The organism is Bacteroides propionicifaciens DSM 19291 = JCM 14649 (assembly GCF_000375405.1).
In the GTDB taxonomy this organism is placed as follows: domain Bacteria; phylum Bacteroidota; class Bacteroidia; order Bacteroidales; family Bacteroidaceae; genus Bacteroides_E; species Bacteroides_E propionicifaciens.
Window position 1 is genome coordinate 113,472 of the sequence record NZ_AQWS01000002.1, and the last position, 23,141, is coordinate 136,612.

At 38.2% G+C, this 23,141-nt stretch carries 18 protein-coding genes and 2 pseudogenes; 18 read left to right on the forward strand and 2 right to left on the reverse strand.

Annotated elements, in window-relative coordinates; all coding sequences use genetic code 11:
* The first annotated feature begins 100 nt into the window (after positions 1–100).
* The 7 genes from B091_RS0101170 to B091_RS0101200 are packed head-to-tail and all read left to right on the forward strand — an operon-like array spanning position 101 to position 6,983.
* Positions 101–706 carry a DUF4254 domain-containing protein gene (locus tag B091_RS0101170; RefSeq protein WP_018108172.1) on the forward strand — a complete coding sequence of 202 codons (606 nt, stop codon included), beginning with the start codon at positions 101–103 and terminating at the stop codon, positions 704–706.
* Position 707: 1 nt separating this feature from the next.
* A complete protein-coding gene (locus tag B091_RS0101175; protein WP_025069326.1) occupies positions 708–1,742 on the forward strand; it encodes a glycosyltransferase family 9 protein in 1,035 nt (344 codons plus the stop codon).
* A gap of 35 nt (positions 1,743–1,777) precedes the next feature.
* On the forward strand, positions 1,778–2,524 hold the full coding sequence (locus B091_RS0101180; RefSeq protein WP_018108174.1) for a lipopolysaccharide kinase InaA family protein: 747 nt from the start codon (positions 1,778–1,780) through the stop codon (positions 2,522–2,524).
* Positions 2,525–2,526: 2 nt separating this feature from the next.
* The gene (locus B091_RS0101185) at positions 2,527–3,579 is read left to right on the forward strand and encodes a CDP-glycerol glycerophosphotransferase family protein (RefSeq protein WP_018108175.1); all 1,053 of its coding nucleotides are present in this window, start codon (positions 2,527–2,529) and stop codon (positions 3,577–3,579) included.
* Between the two features lie 3 nt (positions 3,580–3,582).
* Entirely contained in the window at positions 3,583–4,626 is a 1,044-nt protein-coding gene (locus B091_RS0101190; RefSeq protein ID WP_018108176.1) for a pyridoxal-phosphate-dependent aminotransferase family protein, read from the forward strand.
* A 5-nt stretch (positions 4,627–4,631) separates the two neighbouring features.
* Positions 4,632–5,132 (forward strand): FAD synthase family protein, encoded by a 501-nt coding sequence (locus tag B091_RS0101195; RefSeq protein ID WP_025069325.1) that lies wholly within the window; start codon positions 4,632–4,634, stop codon positions 5,130–5,132.
* A 15-nt stretch (positions 5,133–5,147) separates the two neighbouring features.
* Entirely contained in the window at positions 5,148–6,983 is a 1,836-nt protein-coding gene (locus B091_RS0101200; protein ID WP_025069324.1) for an ABC transporter ATP-binding protein, read from the forward strand.
* A gap of 1 nt (position 6,984) precedes the next feature.
* Here B091_RS0101200 and B091_RS0101205 read toward each other — a convergent pair whose 3' ends face one another.
* A complete protein-coding gene (locus B091_RS0101205; RefSeq protein WP_018108179.1) occupies positions 6,985–7,632 on the reverse strand; it encodes a ribonuclease H1 domain-containing protein in 648 nt (215 codons plus the stop codon).
* Between the two features lie 143 nt (positions 7,633–7,775).
* Here B091_RS0101205 and B091_RS0101210 point away from each other — a divergent pair, with 143 nt between their 5' ends.
* The 4 genes from B091_RS0101210 to B091_RS0101225 all read left to right on the forward strand — a co-directional run bounded on the left by B091_RS0101210 (position 7,776) and on the right by B091_RS0101225 (position 12,063).
* A complete protein-coding gene (locus tag B091_RS0101210) occupies positions 7,776–8,321 on the forward strand; it encodes a shikimate kinase (protein WP_018108180.1) in 546 nt (181 codons plus the stop codon).
* Positions 8,322–8,571: 250 nt separating this feature from the next.
* Positions 8,572–10,473, forward strand: a complete 1,902-nt coding sequence (gene speA / locus B091_RS0101215; RefSeq protein ID WP_018108181.1) for a biosynthetic arginine decarboxylase — start codon at positions 8,572–8,574, stop codon at positions 10,471–10,473.
* Positions 10,474–10,555: 82 nt separating this feature from the next.
* The gene (gene argB, locus B091_RS0101220) at positions 10,556–11,332 is read left to right on the forward strand and encodes an acetylglutamate kinase (RefSeq protein ID WP_018108182.1); all 777 of its coding nucleotides are present in this window, start codon (positions 10,556–10,558) and stop codon (positions 11,330–11,332) included.
* 11 nt (positions 11,333–11,343) lie between these two features.
* Positions 11,344–12,063, forward strand: a complete 720-nt coding sequence (locus tag B091_RS0101225; RefSeq protein WP_018108183.1) for a YgjP-like metallopeptidase domain-containing protein — start codon at positions 11,344–11,346, stop codon at positions 12,061–12,063.
* Here B091_RS0101225 and B091_RS0101230 read toward each other — a convergent pair.
* Positions 12,053–12,448: a hypothetical protein gene (locus B091_RS0101230; RefSeq protein ID WP_018108184.1), complete on the reverse strand. Its 396-nt coding sequence runs from the start codon at positions 12,446–12,448 to the stop codon at positions 12,053–12,055. The genes B091_RS0101225 and B091_RS0101230 overlap by 11 nt on opposite strands.
* Positions 12,449–12,624: 176 nt before the next feature.
* Here B091_RS0101230 and B091_RS11620 point away from each other — a divergent pair.
* The 7 genes and pseudogenes from B091_RS11620 to B091_RS0101265 all read left to right on the forward strand — a co-directional run.
* Positions 12,625–14,055 (forward strand): annotated as a pseudogene (locus B091_RS11620) (glycoside hydrolase family 125 protein).
* A 183-nt stretch (positions 14,056–14,238) separates the two neighbouring features.
* Positions 14,239–15,519 (forward strand): annotated as a pseudogene (locus B091_RS11625) (MFS transporter).
* Positions 15,520–15,523: 4 nt separating this feature from the next.
* Positions 15,524–16,525 carry a glycoside hydrolase family 130 protein gene (locus B091_RS0101245; RefSeq protein WP_018108189.1) on the forward strand — a complete coding sequence of 334 codons (1,002 nt, stop codon included), beginning with the start codon at positions 15,524–15,526 and terminating at the stop codon, positions 16,523–16,525.
* Between the two features lie 7 nt (positions 16,526–16,532).
* Positions 16,533–18,788 (forward strand): GH92 family glycosyl hydrolase, encoded by a 2,256-nt coding sequence (locus B091_RS0101250; RefSeq protein ID WP_025069323.1) that lies wholly within the window; start codon positions 16,533–16,535, stop codon positions 18,786–18,788.
* Between the two features lie 200 nt (positions 18,789–18,988).
* Positions 18,989–21,652 (forward strand): transglutaminase-like domain-containing protein, encoded by a 2,664-nt coding sequence (locus tag B091_RS0101255; protein WP_026166279.1) that lies wholly within the window; start codon positions 18,989–18,991, stop codon positions 21,650–21,652.
* A gap of 407 nt (positions 21,653–22,059) precedes the next feature.
* Positions 22,060–22,881: an HlyD family secretion protein gene (locus B091_RS0101260; protein WP_018108192.1), complete on the forward strand. Its 822-nt coding sequence runs from the start codon at positions 22,060–22,062 to the stop codon at positions 22,879–22,881.
* A gap of 23 nt (positions 22,882–22,904) precedes the next feature.
* On the forward strand, positions 22,905–23,141 hold a 237-nt coding region (locus tag B091_RS0101265; protein WP_018108193.1), incomplete at its 3' end, for a hypothetical protein.

Below are 23,141 nucleotides of genomic sequence, written 5' to 3' on the forward strand. Positions count from 1 at the left end.
TATCTATTTTTGCTGAATTGTTCTTGGTATCTATATTGTATAAATGTAGATGCACAAAGCGTAAACCTCAAACCTAGTACTAATTTAAAAATTGAAATTTATGAGCTTTAGCAACCTTTGTAATAAAATTTTCTTGCAATCGACAAAAGACTATCATATTGAAAATAGTGTTGATGCAACGATAAACAATCCTTATGAGTTTAAAACTATCGAATACTACTTGTATTTGAAGAATTGGATTGATGCTGTTCAGTGGCACTTCGAAGATATCATCCGTGATCCTAATATTGATCCCGTTGAGGCTTTGAAGCTAAAACGTCGTATTGACAAATCGAATCAAGATCGTACCGACTTAGTAGAGCTTATTGATAGCTACTTCTTAGACAAATCTAAAGAGGTTAAGGTTAAATCTGATGCAACGATCAATACTGAAAGTCCTGCTTGGGCTATAGATAGATTGTCTATTCTGACTCTTAAGATTTATCATATGCAAGAAGAGGTAGATCGAAAAGATACTTCGAAAGAGCATCACGACAAATGTCTTGAGAAGCTAAACGTTCTTTTGGAGCAACAAAAAGATCTTTGTTCTGCAATTGATCAACTACTAGAAGATATTGAAGCTGGTAATAAATACATGAAAGTTTATAAACAAATGAAAATGTATAATGACCCTGCTTTGAACCCAGTATTATATGCAAAGAAATAAGATGAAGCGTATTCTAATTATACGATTTTCTGCAATAGGGGATGTCGCCATGACAGTCCCTATTGTTCATTCCTTGGCTGTGCAATATCCAGATTTGGAGATTACCATGCTAAGTAGAGAGGCTTTAAGACCAATCTTTAAAGAAATGCCCTCTAATGTACGCTTTATAGGTGCAGACCTTAAAGGCAAGCATCATGGTATTTCGGGTTTAAACAAGCTTTTCTCAGAGCTTGCTGCCCATAAATTTGATGCAGTTGCCGACTTTCATAACGTATTAAGAACGCAATACTTAGACTTAAGATTCCGACTTAAAGGAGTCAAGGTTGCCAAAATAGATAAAGGACGTACAGGCAAGCGCAAACTGGTTCGTCGAACCAATAAAGTGTTTGTTCGTCAAAAGAGCTTATTCCAACGCTATACAGATGTTTTGGAAACTCTTGGCTTACCTATATCTGCCAATTTCGATTCTATCTTTGGAAAGGGGAAAGGAGACTTCTCTCAAATTCAAGATGTAGTTGGGCTAAAACAGGAGAAATGGTTGGGTATCGCCCCATTTGCACTGCATAAGGGCAAAATATATCCAATGGATAAAATGGAGCAAGTCATTGCACATTTTTCAAAAGACCCTCGTGTACGTATATTCTTGTTTGGAGGTGGTCAGCACGAACAAGTGATATTTGATGACTTGGTGGCGAAATATCCTTCAGTTATGTCAATGATTGGTAAGCTGAACATGGAGAAAGAACTAATTCTGATGAGTTACCTTGACCTAATGTTGTCTATGGATTCGTCTAATATGCATTTGGCTTCTCTTGTAAATACTCCTGTACTCTCTATTTGGGGTGCAACACATCCTTATGCAGGGTTCTTGGGTTGGAAGCAACTGCCCATTAACACCATTCAAATCGAAGACTTAACCTGTAGACCTTGTTCTGTTTATGGTCAAAAGCCTTGTTACAGAAAAGATTATGCATGTTTGAATCAAATAGCTCCCACAACTATAATTGATCGTATTGAGCGAGATTTTAGCTTGTAATTGCTAGAGCAGACCAAGAAGTATAATTTTAGCCTATGTATAAAAGGATAATCAATTCTAAATTCAATGCCCTTAAGCCTTTTGTAGATTCACTTCCCTATATATTTGAGGACAATGGTGAAACTATTTACACGGGTCGAAACCTTATAAAGGTTTTTGATGTTGATGGCCTCAAGGTTAATGTTAAGCGATATGGAATCCCCTTTTTTATCAATAGAGTTGTATATTCATATCTCCGTAAGCCCAAAGGGCTGAGAGCCTACACATACCCTTCAATTTTACTAAAGGCTGGAGTCAATACGCCCGAACCTATAGCTTACATTGAGGAGCGAAAAGGTGGGTTGATAGGTTACTCTTACTTTGTTAGTTTACAATCTTCTTATAAAGCCTATTTGTATGAAATAGGTAACCTTGAAGTAGAAGAGATAAAGGAGTTGGCTCATGCTTTAGCTCTCTTTACTTCCGATATGCATAAAAAAGGAATCTACCATAAAGATTATTCGCCAGGCAATATCCTGTGTGGCACTAAAGATGGTAGACCCGACTTCTGCTTGGTTGATATTAACCGTATGCGTTTTGGCGAAGTTACTTTAGAAGAAGGATGTGCTAATTTTGCTCGGTTATGGGGGCAGCCTTCATTCTTTAGATATATTGCAGAGGCTTATGCTAAAGACAGAGGAGCGGACGTAGAATGGTGTATAGAGTGTGTATTCTATTACAGAACCAAGTTCTGGAAAAGTTTTTCGAAACGTAAGACCATCAAATACGACTTAAAATATTAAGCATGAAAGTAGCTCTTTTCTGTGAAAACAAATATGCCTTAGGTATATTACAGCCATTATACAGTTATGCATTGGATAATGACATGGAAGTTTTATGGTATATTCACTTGCCTAAAATTCAGCTGAGTGAGGTAGAAATGGCTATGCCAGATCACTATACTACATCCATTCAAAAGCTTTACGACTTTTGTCCAGATGTTGTTTTTGTCCCTGGAAATATTGTTCCCTACTATCTATCAGGGGTTAAGGCCCAGGTCTTTCACGGCTATGCTGCCGAAAAGAAAGACCATTGGATAATCCGAAGATATTTTGATCTTTACTTGACTCAAGGACCATATTTTACTCGAAAGTTTAAAGAGCTGTCTTTAGAATACAAAGACTTTGAGGTTGTAGAAACTGGCTGGACCAAACAAGATTGGATAAAACAGCACTTGCACTCTTTTGATACCGAAAAGGCCAAAATACTTACTGAGCATGGAAAAGAAAAAATGGTGCTTTATGCACCAACATTTTCGCCTAAGCTTACTTCATTACCCTTAATTAAGCAGGCTTTAGTCGATTTGGTCGAGCAAGAAAATATCGTGCTCATGATTAAGCCTCATCCACTGACTAACCCCATTTGGCTTGACGAATACAAAGAATTGGCTCGTCAAACGAAGAATATTGTTTGGGCAAAAGATAATAACATAACCAAATATGAGTTGATGGCTGATCTTATGATTAGCGATACATCGTCTACTGTCTATGAGTTTTTATTGCTCGATAAGCCTGTAATCACGCTTAATTCGATTGCTAAAGATATATATTGGACGAATATTAGTTCCCCCGATGATCTACCAAAAGCCTATTATGAAGTGTTTCATGATCCTGAGGCTATTGCAAAACGGAAGTGGGTAGTTGATAATTATGATCCTTATATGGATGGATTGGTTTGTCAACGTATGTTTGAAGCCGTAAATGACTATATTTGCAGAAACGGTGTGCCTAAAAAGAGGAAGTTAAACCTTTGGCGCAAGTACACAAGTATTAAGACCTTTGGGCGTATAAAAAAATAATTTATGAAGCTATTTGTATTTCCAGGAAATATCGAAGATGATATTTTAGCAATTGGAGCACAACAGTTGCCTTATATGCGTACTCCATTCTTTTCTCAAATTGTAAAGGAATCGCAAGAGATGATATTAAGTTTGATGGGTTGCCCCAAAGGACGAGCAATTTTTCTGACAGCTTCAGGAACAGGCGCTATGGATGCCGTAGTGGCCAATTACGTTTCGACCAAAAGTAAAGCTTTTATTATTGTAGGAGGTTCTTTCGGCAAAAGATGGGAAGACCTCTGTACCTACTATAATTTGCCACATGTTGTAAGCAATGTAGAGTTTGGTAAAGATTTAGATTATATAAAACTCGAAGAAAATCTCTCTCGAGAGAAGCCTGAGGTGCTTCTTTGTCAACAGCACGAAACCTCTTCGGGTCAGTGTTTTGATGTGAAGCGTATCGGTGATCTTTGCAAAAAGTACAATATCTCTTTGGTTGTTGATGTTATTAGCTCTTTCTTAGCTGATCCATTGAGTATGGATGAATTTGGAATTGACATCTGCATCACAAGTAGTCAGAAAGGTTTGAATATTCTTCCTGGCATCTCAGTGATTGCTTTGTCTGAAAGGCTAATTAATTATCCATTTACTAGTACCAATTACTATTTTGACTTTAAAGAAAACCTAAAGAACCTCACTCGAGGCCAAACCCCATACAGTCCTGCAACTAGTCTGTTCCTTCAGATGCATGAGCGCTTAGTGAGAATGTCCAAAGAGGGACTCGATAATATTATAGCTTCTGTCCGTGATAAAGCTTTATTATTTAGAGAATTGTGTCAACAGAATGGGTGGTCATCCTTAGCAGAAAATCCATCAAATTGTATTACAGGATTTTTCTTACCTAAAAATGGTGATGTCTTGTTCTCAAAACTAATGGATAGTGGATTTACAATTATGCCGGGAGGTGTTCCAAATTATTTTAGAGTTTCGCACTTAGGTGTTCAATCTAAAGAGGATTTGATGAGTTTAGCTCAAGCAATTATGGCGATTGAAAACGGAGAAAAATGATAAACATGGAAAATAAAAAAGTTAGAGTTTTTACATCTGGTAGCTTCGATTTATTTCATATCGGACATCTCAATATCTTGGAGAAATCGGCTGCTTTGGGCGATGAGTTAATTGTTGGTGTTAGTACCGATGAGCTTATTGAAGAATACAAGGGCATGAAGCCTATTATTCCTTTTGACCAAAGATTCCGAATTATTCAGAACATCAAATGTGTAACCAAAGTAGTAAAACAGGTCAAGCTTACCGAGATTGCTCAGCTTGAACATGAACAAATAGATGTTGTTACTATCGGAGACGATTGGAAAGATAAATATTTAGAAGGATTGGACTGGATGAAACTTCAGCCAGGTAAAGAGGTGGTTTATTTCCCCTATACCGAAGGAATCAGTACAACGACTATTAAAAAGAAAATTCTAGAGAGTGCTTCACAGATTATCACTGCTGCTTTACAAAGAGAAGAAGAGCAAGATAAAAACTGGAAAGAAGACTCACCAAAGAACGATTAAACTAATTACTTACTTATGAAAGAATTCCTGAGGATTTTAAGAAGGTTTGTGCCTCCTTATAAATCGTATGTGATATGGGCATCGGTTCTTAACCTTTTGTCAGCGGTGCTTAATATTTTTTCATTCTCCTTAATAGCACCTATTTTATCGATTTTGTTTGAAGCAGAGAAAGCTGTATACACCTTTATTCCTTGGGGAACTGAAGGCGTTAGCGTGAAAGACTTAATCTATAATAATGCTTACTATTATGTAACCGATCTGATTAATACTTATGGAGCATCATCTACACTGATGATCTTGGGTATGTTTTTGGCGGTGATGACACTGTTTAAGACTTCGTGTTACTTTGCCTCTTCGGCAGTCATGATTCCTTTGCGAACAGGTATTGTACGTGATATTCGTGTTAGTCTTTATAATAAAGTCTTAGCACTGCCTATAGGATTCTTTTCGGAAGAACGTAAGGGTGATATTATCACTCGTATGAGTGGTGATGTATCGGAGGTTGAAAACTCTGTAACAAGTTCCCTCGATATGCTACTGAAGAACCCTATTCTTATTGTAGTATATTTTTCGACTCTACTCTTTATTAGCTGGGAGCTTACTTTGTTTACTATAGTTGTACTTCCTTTTATGGGCTGGTTAATGGGCATAATTGGCCGAAAACTCAAGAGGCAATCTCTCGATGCTCAAGAGAAATGGAGCAACTCCATGTCTCAGATGGAAGAAACTTTGGGTGGACTTCGTATTATTAAGGCATTTGTTGCTGAAGGTAAAATGTCGAAGCGCTTCCTAGACTCTAGCAACGACTATAGAAATGCTATCAACCGTGTAGCTATTCGTCAGTCTTTGGCACATCCTGTTAGTGAGTTCCTAGGGACAATTCTAATTGTAGTTGTGCTTTGGTTTGGTGGTACTTTGATTTTGAGTAACCACTCTTCGATTAGTGCTCCTTCTTTCATGGTCTATATTGCCATGTTATATAGTTTGATAAATCCCTTGAAAGAGTTCTCTAAAGCGGGATATAGTATCCCAAAAGGGCTAGCTTCTATGGAGCGTATCGACAAGATACTTCTTGCTGAGAGCTCAATTGTAGAGAAGGAGAATGCGGAGTCTTTGACCGATTTTAATCAAAAAATTGACTTCAAGAACGTATTCTTTAGCTATGACGGTACGCGTGACGTCCTTAAAGATATTGAGCTGACCGTTAAGAAAGGGCAGACCATAGCCCTAGTTGGTCAGTCAGGGTCGGGTAAGTCGACATTAGTTGATCTATTGCCTCGTTATCATGATGTAACCAAGGGAGCAATTTGCATAGATGATAAGGATGTGCGTGATCTGAAGATTCACGACCTACGTTCACTTATCGGTAATGTAAACCAAGATGCAATCTTGTTTAATGATACGTTCTTTAATAATATTGCTTTTGGTGTAGAAAGCGCTACAATGGAACAAGTCATTGAAGCGGCAAAAATAGCCAATGCACACGAGTTTATTATCGAAACCGAAGGTGGTTATGAATCGAATATTGGTGACCGTGGTAGCAAACTTTCGGGCGGACAGCGTCAACGTATTAGTATTGCTCGTGCTATACTTAAGAACCCGCCAATTCTTATTCTGGATGAGGCTACCTCAGCTCTTGATACCGAATCGGAGCGCTCTGTTCAAGAAGCTCTTGAGCACCTGATGAAATCAAGAACAACGATCGCCATCGCTCACCGCTTATCGACCATTAAGAATGCCGATGAGATTTGTGTCCTTTATGAGGGTGTAATTGTGGAGCGTGGTAAACATGATCAGCTTATTGCGAAGAACGGATACTACAAGCGTCTACACGATATGCAGAGCTTATAGGTTACTTTCTGCCAAAATCGGCAGGAATTTCACCCCAATCTCTTGTTTCCCACTTGTAGATGGGGGTGGTATATGAATTAGATTGCAGCCACTTTTCAGCCCTTTCAATAAGGTCATGAACGGTGGCTGTTTTGTTGTTTCTCTCTAGCTTAGTCTTGCACTTCTTATTCTTAATCCAGAGTATTGCATTTCGACTGTCACTATAGATTGGCATATCCCATCCTTGCTGTTTTAAAAATGCCAAGCCATGAACTAGGGCTAGGAATTCTCCAATATTATTAGTTCCTTGCGTGGGTCCGTAATGAAACAGTTGTTGACCAGTTGCCGTATAGACTCCACGATACTCCATGGGGCCAGGATTGCCGCTGCACGCTGCATCAACACAAAGGCTATTTGGTAATACTTCTGGAGGTAATGTGGCAAGTGATTTTTCAGTGGTGTTACTCTCTTTTGTTGGCTTCTTGGTACTAAAGTATAGGTGAGCTGAAGAGTTATAAGCATTCTCAGCCTCATTTCTTGATGGAAATGATTTATATATTGCCCCTTCATAACCTTTAGTTTGAAGTTGACATTCGGTCCATGAATCGTATATACCGGGGTTTACTCCCTTCCATACCACGTAGTATTTTGGCGCTTTTTTCTTTGACATGTTTCTTATTTGCTGATAAAGTTACAACTATCTCTTAACAAGATAAAATGCGTCTGTTGAATTCTCTTGAAATATAAACTAAAGAACTAGATATCAGAAATCAAAATCTTCTTAACTTTGTTTCTTAAATGTAAAGACAAGCCATGCGAAGAATATTTTTAATAGGATATATGGGGGCAGGTAAAACTACTTTGGGAGCTCCTTTAGCAGAAGCTTTGAATTTAAGTTTTATAGATTTGGATAAGTTTATTGAGCAGCGCTATCATAAGACTGTCAATGAGTTGTTCGATAAATATGGCGAATCCGCTTTTCGTGAAATAGAACGCAAGGTTCTTCATGAGGTTGCAACATTCGAAGATGTTATTATATCAACAGGAGGAGGTACTCCTTGTTTTTACGACAACATGAAGTTTATGCAAGAGCGCGGACTTACAATTTATCTTGAAGTTGAGACAGCTATATTGTTTCAGCGCCTTAAGTTAGGAAAGCATAAACGTCCTAAACTCAAAAATAAAACTGATGAAGAGTTGTTGGAGGTTATTGAAAACGGCTTGGTTCTTCGTCTTAAGCATTATCTTCAAAGCGATATTCACTTTAAAGCCGATACACTCCATAGTGTTGCAGAAATTGCCCAGACAACAGCTGAGTTGGTTAAGCATATTCGACAAAAAAAGGCGGACTCAATCTAATTTATATATTGCTAATATTCATGCATTTAAGTTTTGTGGTGTTTTTCTGATTAATTGCCTTACAAGTCAAGTTATCACGCGGTTATCTGCAAAAAGAAAGTATTTTGAACTATATGTGATTTCCCTTGTTTGGTTAGTACAAATAGTTTAACTTTTATTTGTATCAATAAGAGGTTGTTTAGTCTAGATTAATATCTATTTTTGCGACCCAAATTGTTTACTTATTTAATTTTAATAAGGTTTTGTAAATATGAGAAAATGGAAAATTGAAGATTCTGAGGAGTTGTATAATATCACTGGTTGGGGCAACCCTTATTTTCGTGTAAACGAGAAAGGTAATGTAGAGGTGGCACCACGTGAAAACAATGCTGCTGTTGATTTGAGAGAGTTGATAGATGAAATGCAGCTGAAAGATATTTCGACTCCTTTGTTGGTCCGCTTTCCTGATATTTTGGATCACCGTATTGAGAGTATTGCTCAAAGTTTTGAAAAAGCTTCACAAGAGTACGACTATAAAGCTCAAAACTTTATTATATATCCGATCAAGGTAAACCAAATGCAACCGGTGGTAAGTGAGATTATCAGTCATGGTAAGAAGTTTAACTTGGGTCTCGAAGCAGGATCTAAGCCTGAATTGCATGCGGTTATTGCTATCAATACAGATGCTGACTCTTTGATTATCTGTAACGGATACAAAGATGAAAGCTATATTGAGTTAGCACTTCTTGCTCAGAAGATGGGTAAGAGAATATTCCTAGTGGTTGAAAAGCTTAATGAGCTTAAACTAATTGCTAAGATTGCTAAGAAACTTAATGTGCGTCCTAATATTGGAATTCGCATTAAGCTAGCATCTTCGGGTAGTGGTAAATGGGAAGATTCTGGTGGTGATGCAAGTAAGTTTGGATTGACATCAAGTGAGCTTCTTGAGGCACTTGATTATCTAGAGCGTAAAGAGCTTCAAGATTGCTTGAAACTGATTCACTTCCACATTGGAAGCCAAGTGACCAAAATTCGTCGCATTAAAACTGCGTTGCGTGAAGCTTCACAGTTCTACGTTCAACTTCATAAGTTGGGCTTTAATATTGAATTCGTTGATGTTGGTGGTGGTCTAGGCGTTGATTATGATGGTACACGTTCGGCTACAACTGGTAGTAGCATCAACTATACACTTCAGGAATATGTAAACGACTCTATCTTCTCGTTAGTAGATGCTAGTGATAAGAACGGGTTACCACACCCTAATATCATTACTGAGAGTGGGCGTGCACTTACTGCACATCACTCTGTACTGATTTTTGAGGTTTTAGAAACAGGAACTCTACCCGAGTGGGAAGATGACATGAAGGTAACTGAAGACGAACATGAACTTGTTCGTGAACTTTATGATATTTGGGATTCTCTTAACCAAAACTCTATGCTGGAGTCTTGGCACGATGCCCAACATATTCGTGAAGAGGGTCTTGACTTATTTAGTCACGGAATAGTTGATTTGAAAACCAGAGCACAGATTGAACGCTTATATTGGAGCATCACTCGTGAGATTCAGCAGATTTCTTCTGGTCTTAAGCATATACCCGAAGAGCTTTCTGGTTTATCAAAATTGCTTGCAGATAAATATTTCTGTAACTTCTCACTATTTCAGTCTTTACCAGATTCTTGGGCTATTGACCAAATATTCCCTATATTACCAATCCAACGCTTGGATGAAAAGCCTTCACGTCTGGCGACTCTTCAAGATGTTACTTGCGATTCGGATGGTAAAATAGCCAACTTTATATCCTCACGTGGTGTATCGCATCATTTGCCAGTACATCCTGTCAAGACTAATAAAGAATCATACTATATTGGTGTGTTCTTAGTGGGAGCTTATCAAGAGATATTGGGTGATTTGCACAACTTGTTTGGGGATACCAATGTTGTTCATGTTTCTGTAAATGAGAAAACCCATGTTATTGACCAGATTATTGATGGTGAAACTGTAGCAGAAGTCTTGGAGTATGTTGAGTATAACCCTAAGAAACTTGTTCGTTCATTAGAGATTTGGGTAGCTAAGTCTGTTAAGGCAGGCAAGATATCACTCGAAGAAGGTAAAGAGTTTTTGGCTAATTACCGCTCTGGGCTATATGGATATACCTATTTAGAGCAAGATTAATTGAGTTTTAAATAATAATATTATAATTAGCCTATCTGTAAGTTCTTGCTTACAGATAGGCTATGTTTTTATTACTGAATTTATGAAAGAGCAATTAACAATAGTAAAAGTTGGAGGTAAGATCGTTGAAGATCCTACGGCATTGGCAGACTTTATCCAACAATTCAAGCAAGTTCCCATCCCTAAGGTTTTGGTGCATGGTGGCGGACGTTCGGCCACGCAAATGGCAAATAAGTTGGGTCTTAAAACAGTTATGGTTGATGGACGGAGAGTAACAGATGAGGCTATGCTTCAGGTTGTCACTATGGTTTATGGAGGTATGGTTAACAAAAATATTGTTGCTCAACTTCAAGGCCAGGGGATTTCGGCTATTGGACTTACGGGTGCAGATGCTAACTTGATACGTTCGCACAAGAGAGAGGTTAAAGACGTTGATTATGGCTTTGTTGGTGATGTCGATCAGATTAATAGTTTATTTTTGAGTCAGCTTCTTTATAGTAAGTTAGTTCCTATTATAGCACCTTTGACACACGATGGTAAAGGTTCACTACTCAATACTAATGCTGATACTATTGCCGCTGCTTGTGCCACAGGCATGGCTGAACTCTTTGATGTGAAGCTTATCTATTGCTTCGAGAAAAAAGGTGTACTTAGCAACCCTTCTGATGACGATAGTGTTATACCTATTATTAATCCAACACTTTTTGAGGAGCATGTTGCCAATGGTGTAATTGAAGGAGGTATGATTCCCAAGCTTGAAAATGCTTTTGAATCTCTAAAAAAAGGTGTACAGGAAGTTGTTATTACCTCTGCTGAGCATCTAGGAGCTTCGGGTGGAACCTCAATTTCATTGGACTAAGATTTTAGTTTATGCCTAACTCTAAAGATCAATCCTTGTTTGTGGAGGGCCTAGGTCAAATTCGTGTTCGATATAACTCCCGTGCTAAGCGGTTTGTATTTCGAGTTAAGGACAATGAGTTGGTCATGACCGCTCCACGATATTCCACTACTCGGGAGCAGCTAAAAGCGATCGATACGATGTTTAATGAGCTACAAAGCTTGTTGGATCGCAGTGCTGAACCCTTAATTGATCTGAATTACAAAATAGACACTACTTACTTTAAGCTTCAAATTAAGCAAGGAACCGGAAAGCAGTTCTTAGCTCAATCGGAGTTGGGTAGTATGGTAATTGCAGCTCCAGCAGAGGTTGATTTTGAGAATAAGGATCTGCAAGAGTGGCTGAAGAAGGTTATTATTGAGGCTCTTCGTCGTAATGCTAAAATAATCCTTCCGCCAAGGCTGTATATGTTGGCAAAAAGAAATAATATTACCTACGATCGTGTGCGAATTAATACCAGTAAAGGTCGATGGGGAAGTTGTTCTCAGAAAAAGAGTATCAACCTGTCAGCCTATTTAGTTCTTCTTCCCGAACACCTTATTGATTATGTTCTATTACATGAGTTGGCTCATATTGATCATATGGATCACAGTGAGCATTTCTGGAACAGACTTGATCTGCTGACTAATAATCAGGCTCTTGAACTTAACGCTGAGCTTAAAAAATATAAAACCTCGCTTTTTAATCTATAATTAGATGTGTTTTCTCTCCTTCTTTCTTAAAGTTATAAGTTCCTCCCTTTTCGCTGAGATTAAAAATTGAAATATCATGAGTTTGGGTATCAACAAATATAAGAGCACCTTGCTCAGCAAACTGTTTGATTGATAAAGTATAAGGCTCAGTAGGAATAGCACCTTCAAAAATAACACTATCGTTGAGGTGAAGTTCAATTGGCTCTTTCCCAAACCCCTCAACAAGAGTTATCTCATATATCCCCTCGAAAGAATTTTCTTGTTTGCTTTGTGTGCGCAAACTCATATACACAAAAAGAACAGTAATGAAAATCACAGCAAAAGCTAAAATTCCGTTACCTACCATAAATTGTTTGTTAATATTAAGATGCTTCGATTTCTTCATATTTATTGAGGTTTTAGTGCAAAAGTAGTTGAAATCGCTTAATATTTTGACTTACTTAGTCAAGATTAATATAAATGGTTGCGTATCTGATGGTTTTGGATTGTTAAATGTATAGAATCTGTTCCGTATAATTTATATAATCGTATTTTTATATCAGACCTTAAAACATAATACCTATGATTACAATGCGTAATATTTTGAAAATTGGTGGGCTAGCTTTAGCTTGTCTGGTGATAACTCCCGCAACACTTTTGGCTAGTGGTAAAGCTACCAAAAAAGCAACCAGTGAGTATGTATCACAACGTCCTCCTCTAGCAGAAAGAAATTTTGTATCTCCAGCTATTGAAAAAGCTATAAAATCGGTCAAAAAGAATATAAAAGACCCAAAGTTAGCTTGGATGTTCGAAAACTGCTTCCCAAATACCTTAGACACTACAGTTGAATTTGAAATGGTTGATGGTAAACCCGATACCTTTGTAATTACAGGGGATATTCATGCCATGTGGCTGAGAGACTCTTCAGCACAAGTTTATCCATACCTTAAGTTTGTAAAAGAAGACGGCAAACTTAAATTGCTGGTTGAGGGTGTTATTCGTCGTTAAACCTCACAAATTCTTGTTGATCCCTATGCCAATGCATTTAATAAGGAAGCAACAGGAAGTAAATGGCAAGAGTCGGACGTTACTCCATATTTCCCGGATGAAGTTTATGAGCGTAAATGGGAGATTGACTCACTTTGTTACCCCATTCGTTTAGCTTATGCTTATTGGAAAGCAACAGGTGATTCTAGTGTATTTGATGCACTTTGGGAAAAAGCGGCACAGGCAATCTTAACAACCTTCAAAGAGCAACAACGCAAAGATGGTCATGGTCCCTATTCATTCTACAGAATGACCGACAGACAAGGAGATACGCTTCTTAATGGTGGGCTTGGTAGTCCGTTGAATCCAGTTGGGCTTATCTGCTCTTCTTTTAGACCCTCTGATGATGCTACACTATTGGGTTTCCTAATTCCCTCAAACCTTTTTGCTGTTGAGTCACTCACCCAAATGGCTGAAATTTTGTCAACAGTACGAAACAATCAAGCCTTGGCCGATGAGTGCACAGCTCTAGCTAAAGAGGTTCATCAAGCAGTTCAAGACTATGGTATTGTTGATCACCCCAAATTCGGAAAGGTATATGCCTACGAAGTAGATGGTTTTGGTAATTATATTTGTATGGACGATGCCAATGTACCTAGCTTGCTTGCACTACCTTACTTGTGCTCATTTATTTCTAATGATGATCCTGTTTACCTTCAAACACGTAAGTTGGTTTGGAGTAATTCGAATCCTTATTTCTTCAAAGGCTCTGTAGCTGAAGGTATTGGTGGTCCTCATATTGGTTTCGACTTTGTATGGCCAATGAGTATTATCATGAAAGCGCTGACTTCAACCTCGCAAGAAGAGATTGATCAAAGCATTGAGGTACTTCGAAATACCGATGGTGGAACTGGTTTTATGCACGAAAGTTTTAATATTAACGACGCCAACGACTTTACACGTACTTGGTTTGCATGGGCTAATACACTATTTGGTGAACTGATCTACGAACAATACAATAAATAAACTTCAGCTCAGGTGGTCCTCTCATTATGGATTCTCTGAGCTGTTTTTAAACCACTTACTCGTTTACCCCAAACCACTAGGGTATATGCCTTGAGCGACTAGGTTCTATTCTTTTATTAAGGCAGTCATTCTGTTTCAACCATTGATTATCTAAAACTCAAATCTAACCAGTAGAATAATATAATGAAAGAAAACACAACCACTTCAAGTCCATTAAAATGGATTCCTACAGCCTACTTTGCTATGGGGTTACCCTTTATAGTGCTTAGTTTGGTATCGGTTTTGATGTATCAAGACTTAGGTGTTTCTAAAACTCAGATTACTTTTTGGCTCTCTTTAATTACCCTACCTTGGACATTGAAACCAATTTGAAGTCCATTTCTAGAACTCTTTAAGACCAAACGTTTTTTTGTAATCCTTACACAGATGATTACGGGTTTAACCTTTACCCTCATTGCTTTTAGTTTGCATTTGCCCGACTTTTTTCAAGTTTCAATTGCCCTAATGGGGTTTGTAGCCATTAGTGGTGCAACCCATGATATTGCACTTGATGGAATCTATTTAACTGCACTTTCGGATAAGGTTCAAGCTCAATATATAGGGTGGCAAGGAGCTTTTTATAATGCAGCAAAACTACTTTCATATGGAAGGCTTGTATATGTAGCAGGCATGTTAAAAAACAGTATGGGTGCTCTAAATGCATGGACTATTATCATGCTTATTTTTGCAGCTATTATGATTGGTGCTTCTTTTTATCACATGACCTCTTTGCCCAAAGAGAAAAAAAGAGCCGAGCGTACAGGTTCTGCAAAAGAGACCTACCAAGAACTAGTCGAGATTATTGTATCTTTCTTTCGAAAAAAGCATGTGTGGTTCTATATCCTTTTTATTGTTTTATATCGATCAGCTGAGGGTTTGGCCATGAAGGTACTTCCTCTTTTTCTTGGTGACTCTAGAGAAGCAGGTGGGCTTGGTTTGCTCACTGAGCAAATCGGTATTGTTAATGGTATTTGTGGAGCACTAGCTTTTGTTACTGGATCCATATTGGGAGGTTATTATATCAGTAAGTTTGGACTTAAGAAAACCCTATTCTCTCTTTGTTGCGCATTCAATATACCCTTTATTATTTATTTGCTCTTTGCTATTTATCAACCCTCGTCTTTGGTCACTATCGGAGCAGGAGTTACTTTTGAATGGTTTGGTTACGGCTTTGGATTTGTGGGTTTAACTCTTTTTATGATGCAACAAGTTGCGCCAGGCAAACACCAAATGGCCCACTATGCTTTTGCATCGGGTATTATGAATCTTGGAGTTCTTATACCAGGAGCAGTTAGTGGTTATTTGGCCGATCAGTTTGGATATGAAGCTTTCTTTACCATTGTATTGGTAGCAGCAATACCCGCATTTGTTGTTACCGCATTAGTTCCTTTTACTTATAATGTAGACGTTGAAAAAATAAAATAAAATTATGAAGAACATTAAAATCATGGGTGATAATCAGCCCAACATGCCTTGGGAAGAGAAACCAGCGGATTGTAAAACGACCATGTGGCGTTATTCAAATAACCCCATTATTTCTCGTGACTTGTTACCAACATCGAATAGCATCTTTAATAGTGCTGTTGTACCCTTTGGTGATGGATACGCAGGAGTTTTCCGTTGTGATGATACTAATCGTAGAATGCGTTTGCATGTCGGCTTTAGTGACAATGCCATTGATTGGAATATTGAGCATGAGCCTCTAAAATTTGATTGTGAAGACAAAGAGATTGGAGAATGGGTTTATGGTTATGACCCTCGCGTGTGCTTTATCGAAGACCGTTACTACATCACTTGGTGTAATGGTTATCATGGGCCCACTATTGGAGTAGCATACACTTTCGATTTCAAGACTTTTACACAACTCGAAAATGCTTTTTTACCATTCAACCGTAATGGAGTGATGTTTCCACGCAAGATAAATGGAAACTTTGCGATGGTAAGTCGTCCGAGTGATAATGGTCATACCCCTTTTGGAGACATTTTTTATAGCGAATCTCCAGATTTAGAGTATTGGGGAAGACACCGTCATGTTATGTCTCCTTCTGCATTTGAAGTAAGTGCTTGGCAATGTACCAAAATTGGAGCAGGTCCAATCCCTATTGAAACCTCAGAGGGTTGGTTGATGATTTATCATGGTGTACTTGCTTCTTGTAATGGTTTTGTTTACAGTTTTGGTTCGGCACTGCTTGATTTAGATGAACCGTGGAAGGTGAAATACCGCTCGGGAGCATACCTAATCTCACCTCAAAAAGATTATGAGTGTGTGGGCGATGTACCCAATGTTTGTTTCCCTTGTGCCTCTATACACGATCCTAAAACAGGGCGTATTGCAGTTTACTACGGTTGTGCTGATACAGTGACTAGTTTGGCTTTCGGGTATATTGATGAAATTATAGAGTTCACAAAACGGACGAATATATTAAAGTAATGGTTTTATGAAGAAGATGCTTTTCTCTCTGCTATTTCTCTCTTTGGGACTTTCTGTGGGAGCACAAAACTCACAGAATAACCTAGTGGATTATGTTAACCCTTTTATTGGGACAACCAATTTTGGAACAACTAATCCAGGAGCTGTAACACCCAATGGGATGATGTCTGTAGTACCCTTCAATGTAATGGGCTCTGAAGATAATAAATACGATAAAGACTCTAGATGGTGGTCAACTCCTTATGAGAATACAAATACTTATTTTACAGGTTTTGCTCATGTTAGCTTAAGTGGAGTGGGTTGCCCCGATTTGGGATCGTTGCTGCTTATGCCTACTACAGGCGAGCTTAATCTAGACTATATCCAATACGGAAGTAAGTATAAAAGCGAGGTGGCATCTCCTGGGTACTATAGTAATTTCTTAACCAAATACGGTATTAAGACCGAGGTTACCGCTACACCTAGAACGGGACTATCTCGTTTTACATTCCCTAAGGGTGAGAGTAATATCTTGCTTAACTTGGGCGAGGGGTTGACCAACGAGTCGGCCGCCATGGTAAAACGAGTGAATGAGCGTGAGTATGAGGGTATGAAATTACTAGGTACTTTCTGTTATAATTCGCAAGCAGTGTTTCCAATCTATTTTGTCATGCGAGTAAGTAAAGTTCCAAAAGAGACTGGTTATTGGAAACAGCAACGCCCTATGGGCGCTGAGGCTGAGTGGGATGCTGATGCTGGTAAAATCAAGCGCTATGTCAAATATGCAAAAGAAATAGCAGGTGATGATATCGGTGTCTATTTTACGTTCGATACTCAGGCTGACGAACAGATAGAGGTACAAATGGGAGTATCCTTTGTAAGCATAGAAAATGCTCGTGAGAACTTGGAAGTAGAACAAAAAGATAATCATTTTGCTCAGATTCATCAACAGGCTCGTAATAGTTGGGAGAGTGATCTTTCTCGTATTCTAGTAGAAGGTGGAACTCAGGAACAAAAAACTATTTTCTATACGGCTCTTTATCATTTATTAATACACCCCAATATTCTTCAAGACGTTAATGGTCAGTATCCAGCAATGGAGAGTGAACAAATTCTTACAACTACAGGTAATCGTTATACGGTTTTTTCTTTATGGGATACTTACCGAAACGTACATCAACTTTTGACACTGGTTTACCCAGAACGTCAGATGGAAATGGTTCAAACGATGCTCAATATGTATAGAGAACACGGATGGTTACCTAAGTGGGAGCTTTATGGTCGTGAAACACTAACTATGGAGGGTGACCCAAGTATTCCTGTTATTGTAGATAGCTGGATGAAAGGGCTTCGTGATTTCGATGTAGAGTTAGCTTATCAAGCTATGTATAAATCGGCCACTGCTCCTGGAGCTAGAAACCTAATGCGCCCTGATAATGACGACTATCTAAACTTAGGTTATGTGCCTTTAAGAGAAGAGTTTGATAACTCTGTATCACATGCTCTAGAATATTATATTGCAGATTATGCACTTTCTGAATTTGCAAAAGCTCTAGGCAAGAAAGAGGATGCTAAGATGTTCTATAATCGCTCATTAAATTACAAAAACTATTATAGCAAAGAGTTTGGTACCTTCCGTCCTCGACTTGAAGATGGATCGTTCTACTCTCCATTCAATCCTTTGCAGGGTGCAGATTTTGAACCTAATCCTGGGTTTCATGAAGGTAATGCTTGGAACTACACATTCTATGTGCCTCATGATGTCTATGGCCTTGCCAAGCTGATGGATGGAAAGAAAAAATTTATCGAAAAACTCCAAATGGTGTTTGATAAAGACTACTATGATCCAGCAAATGAGCCTGATATTGCTTATCCTTATCTATTTTCTTACTTTAAGGGTGAAGAGTGGAGGACTCAGTATGAGATCAATCGTTTGTTGAATAAATATTACAGCATAGAGACTGACGGTATTCCTGGAAATGACGATACAGGAACACTTTCTGCTTGGGCAATATTCAATATGATGGGATTCTATCCCGATTGCCCAGGACTTCCTGAATATACGCTGACTACACCCACCTTTGATAAGGTTACTATTAAGTTAGATCCCAAATGGTACCAGGCTAGCGAACTTATTATTGAGACCAAGCGTGAGAAACCCGAGGATATCTATATTGATAAGATGGAGTTGGGAGGTAAAAAGCTAGATAAATATCGGATATCTCATGACGAGCTTGTTCATGGCGGCCGATTACAGTTTGAAGTAAAAGATAAGAAAAAATAAGCATGAAGATGAATAGGGGGATTGTAGTATTAGCAGTTCCCCTATTTAATTTTTAGTGAGTTCTGACCAAGAACAATTTTGAGATAGGTTCTAAGCAGAGTTTTTTGATTATATTGAGGCGTCTATTGATCTTTTGCATGCTTTTTTAGGGATGTAAGACAATTAAAAACTAGTGAGAAACTAAAACATATAAATAAATGATGAAGAATTTCAAATGGTGCTGGCTCCTTGTACCTCTGCTACTATTGGGGTGTAATCAATCCAAGTTTATCAATAACGCTCCTTATCTAGAACAAGTGGTCTTAGACTTCCAAGCCAAGGAACGTTCTATGCAAAAAGGGGAATACTTTGATGACATACGTCGTTTGGAAATGGATAAGGCTGAGCAAGAGGCAATGATGTTTTTATATGCTTATATGCCCTCTTCTGATATAACGGATTATCCAGCATCTTATTTCCTCGATAATGTACGTCTAACCATGCAGGCTCAAAAAGAGATGCCTTGGGGAAAGGTTATTCCTGAAGATGTGGTTCGTCATTTTGTTTTGCCTATACGTGTAAACAATGAAAACCTCGATACAGCTCGTGTTGTGTTTTTTAATGAGCTCAAAGATAGAGTGAAAAACCTATCTATGAAAGAAGCTATTTTAGAGGTTAACCACTGGTGTCACGAAAAGGTGGTTTATCAGCCAACTGATGCACGTACAAGTGCTCCTTTGGCTACTGTTAAAACTGCATTTGGCAGATGTGGTGAGGAGTCAACCTTCACAGTAGCAGCACTTCGATCGGTTGGAATTCCTGCACGTCAGGTGTATACCCCACGTTGGGCACATACAGACAATAATCATGCTTGGGTTGAGGCTTGGGCTGATGGACAGTGGTATTTCTTAGGTGCTTGTGAGCCTGAACCTGTATTGAATTTGGGCTGGTTTAATTCACCTGCCAGTAGGGGTATGTTGATGCATACCAAAGTTTTTGGTAAGTACATGGGTGGTGAGGAGATCATGAGTGAAAGTATGAATTATACCGAGATCAATGTTATTGGCAATTATGCTCCTACAGCTAAGGCCGAGGTATTGGTTGTGGATGAGAATGATCAACCCGTGTCAGGAGCAAAGGTGGATTTTACTCTTTATAATTATGCTCAATTTTATACTATTGCAAGCAAATTTACAAATGGAGAAGGGGAAACATTCCTTACTGCTGGAAAAGGTGATTTACTGATTTGGGCTTCCAAAGGAGGCAAATTTGGCTACGCCAAATGCTCGTTTGGAAAAGATGATGTCGTTAAAATTATGCTAAATCTTGATCAGAGCAGTGCTTATGCCGTTGATATAGATATGGTTCCACCCGTTGAAAGTGCGGGTTTACCTGAGGTTACCGCTGATCAAATAGCTATAAATGACAAACGATTGGCCGAGGAAGATGCCATTCGTAAGAAATATACAGCAACATTCATCAGTGAAGATCAAGCTAAAGTTTTAGCTCAGGGATGGGAGTTGAATTCCGCTCGTGTAGTGAAATACTTAATTGATTCTCGTGGAAATCACGATACATTGGTAGCTTTCCTCAACGAAGCTGTTGAAGAGGATCAAGGAGATTTAGCCCTAGAACTTCTAGGTGTAATTTCCCTGAAAGACCTTCGTGATGTCTCTTTGGATGTTCTGAACGATCACCTATACAATACACTTCTTCCTAAAGAGCTAAATGCTCAAGTTTATAAAGAGCTGCTTAATCCTCGTGTTGAGTACGAGATGATCACTCCCTATAAAGCTTATTTCCAAGAGTGTATTGAAGAAGAAGATGCATTGCGTTTTAGAGAGAATCCACTTGAATTAGTGAATTGGTGCAATGATGAACTGACAATATTCAATGAACTCAATGCGCAACATATTCGTATGTCTCCAAAAGGCGTGTGGGAATCTTGTGTTACGGATGACCTTTCTCGTGATATTTTCTTTGTTTCTGTTGCGCGTAGCTTAGGTATCCCAGCATGGAAAGATGCAGTAACGGGTAAGGTTCAATACCGCAATCTTAAATCGAATGAGGTTTACGACGTTGACTTTGCTTTAGCTCAAGAGCATAGAGCCCCACAGGGAACGGTTACTGCAAAATATAATGCGATCAAATCTCTCCCTGATCCTAAATACTATACTCATTTTACGATTTCAAAATACGATAATGGTGTATACAAGTTACTGAGTTTTAATGATGGTGACAACGATATGGGTGAGGGTGCTACTTGGTCAAATCTGCTTAAAAAAGGTTTAAAACTTGACGAAGGTAGTTATATGCTTGTAAGTGGTACACGTATGGCTAGTGGTGCAGTGCTTTCTCAGATCAATTTCTTTATGGTCGAAGAGGGTGAAAACACAAAAATTGACTTAGTCATGCGACAAAGCTCCGATGCTGTCCAAGTAATTGGTGATTTTAACTCAGAGTCACGCTACTTACCCTTAGGTGCCAACCAAGAGCAAAGTATCTTGCAGACTACGGGGCGAGGTTACTTTGTTGTCGGTGTTTTAGGTGTGGGTCAAGAGCCAACGAACCATGCTTTACGTGATATTGGTGCAGTAAGCAAAGATCTTGAAGCTTGGGGTAAGAAAATTGTTCTACTTTTTCCTAATCAAAAAAGTGCTAGTAAGTACAACGATAAAGAATTCACTGACTTACCTTCGACTATTAGCTATGGTGTAGATGTGGATAACCGTATCCAGAAGGAAATAACCCAAGCAATGAGGTTGAATTCGAGTTCACTCCCAGTTTTTATTATGGCTGATACCTTTAACCGTGTGGTTTTTGTATCTCAAGGTTATACTGTTGGGCTAGGTGAACAACTAATGAAAGTGGTTCACGGATTGTAGGTTTATTCAGTAATTATTAATGATGTAAAGGTTGAAGCTGTTCTGTAAGGAATAGCTTCAACCTTTTTTAGTTGGAAACTCCAATGTATCGTGTAGCAGCCTTTTGCGTAAGAGCTGTATGGCTAGGGTTATCCTCGATAGTTAACCAATTGCTTTGGCTAGTCTTTGATAGCTTAGTGGGTTTGTGTATTACATAAAGTAAACTGTATTGTAATATCTAGCTTTAATATATAAGTCTATGACCTTTATTTGATACAAATGGGACTGGATAAGCTTTTCTTTCAATCCATGATACCCTATTTTTGTTAACTTTGGACGATTTGTAAATTTTCATATAAAGTTTGGATTTATTATCAAAACAACTTGTTTGAAACTTTACAGCTATAACTTGAACACAACAAAACCCAATGAAAAAACTATTCCCAATTGAAATACAGGAGAACACAATCCAAAGTTATTTTGTAAAGAAATACACTACTTCAAAGGTGATTTACTGGATAATTCTCTTTATTATTATTGTCTTTTTTTCCTTATTGCCCTTTATTTATGCCGATATAACGAGTCAGAGTAGAGTAGTTATGAGAAGTGTAAATGAGAACAACTCCATTCAATCGGCTTTGTATAGTGAGGTCACTAAAATTGATCTTTATGAAAACAAGCATGTTGAAGCTGGAGATACACTGATTTGGCTTCGTACAGATGAGCTCAATGAGCAATTGCTTAGGTCTGGTCAAAGAATCCTAGAAAATGAGGCATTTATAGTTGACTTATCTAATTTAGTAAGGGGGCGTTTGATAGCCAATACACCAAAGTATAGAACTGAGCTTGCTGAATACAAAGCTATTTTGGCAGAAAAGAAACTCAACCTAGATAAAATTCAAAAAGAATATACAATCTCAAAGACTTTATTTGAAAAAAATCTAGAATCAGAATTTAATTATCAACAGATTGAAAATAGACTTCTTACTGAAAAATCTCAACTTAATCTTATTGAAGAGCAATACAGAAACAGGTGGGAGACCGAAAGGACTAGACTTAAGCAGGATAATGATAATATTAAATCAGAGATTCAGCAAAACAAGAATCGCCAATCTCAATATGTAATCACTGCACCGATTTCAGGAAATATTGTGCAGTTCATAGGACTCCAAGAAGGAAATTTCTTATCTCCAGGGCAAACAATTGCTCAAATATCTTCGGTAGATAGCTTATGTCTCGTCCTAATATAGCGTTACACAATACATGTAATGTTATGGAAGAGTCTAAAGATCAGTATGTAAAACGTACTCAAAAGGATTATAGTATGTCCTTTAAATTGTCCCTTGTTTCTGAGATTGAACGTGGAGAACTCTCTGCCACTAGTGCACAACGTAAATATGGTATTCAATCTCGTTCAACAATTGTTTGTTGGCTCAGAAAATATGGTAAATTTGACTGGGAGAATCAAACACCCAGTAATATGCCTAAGAGTCAAGAGCAGAAAATTTTA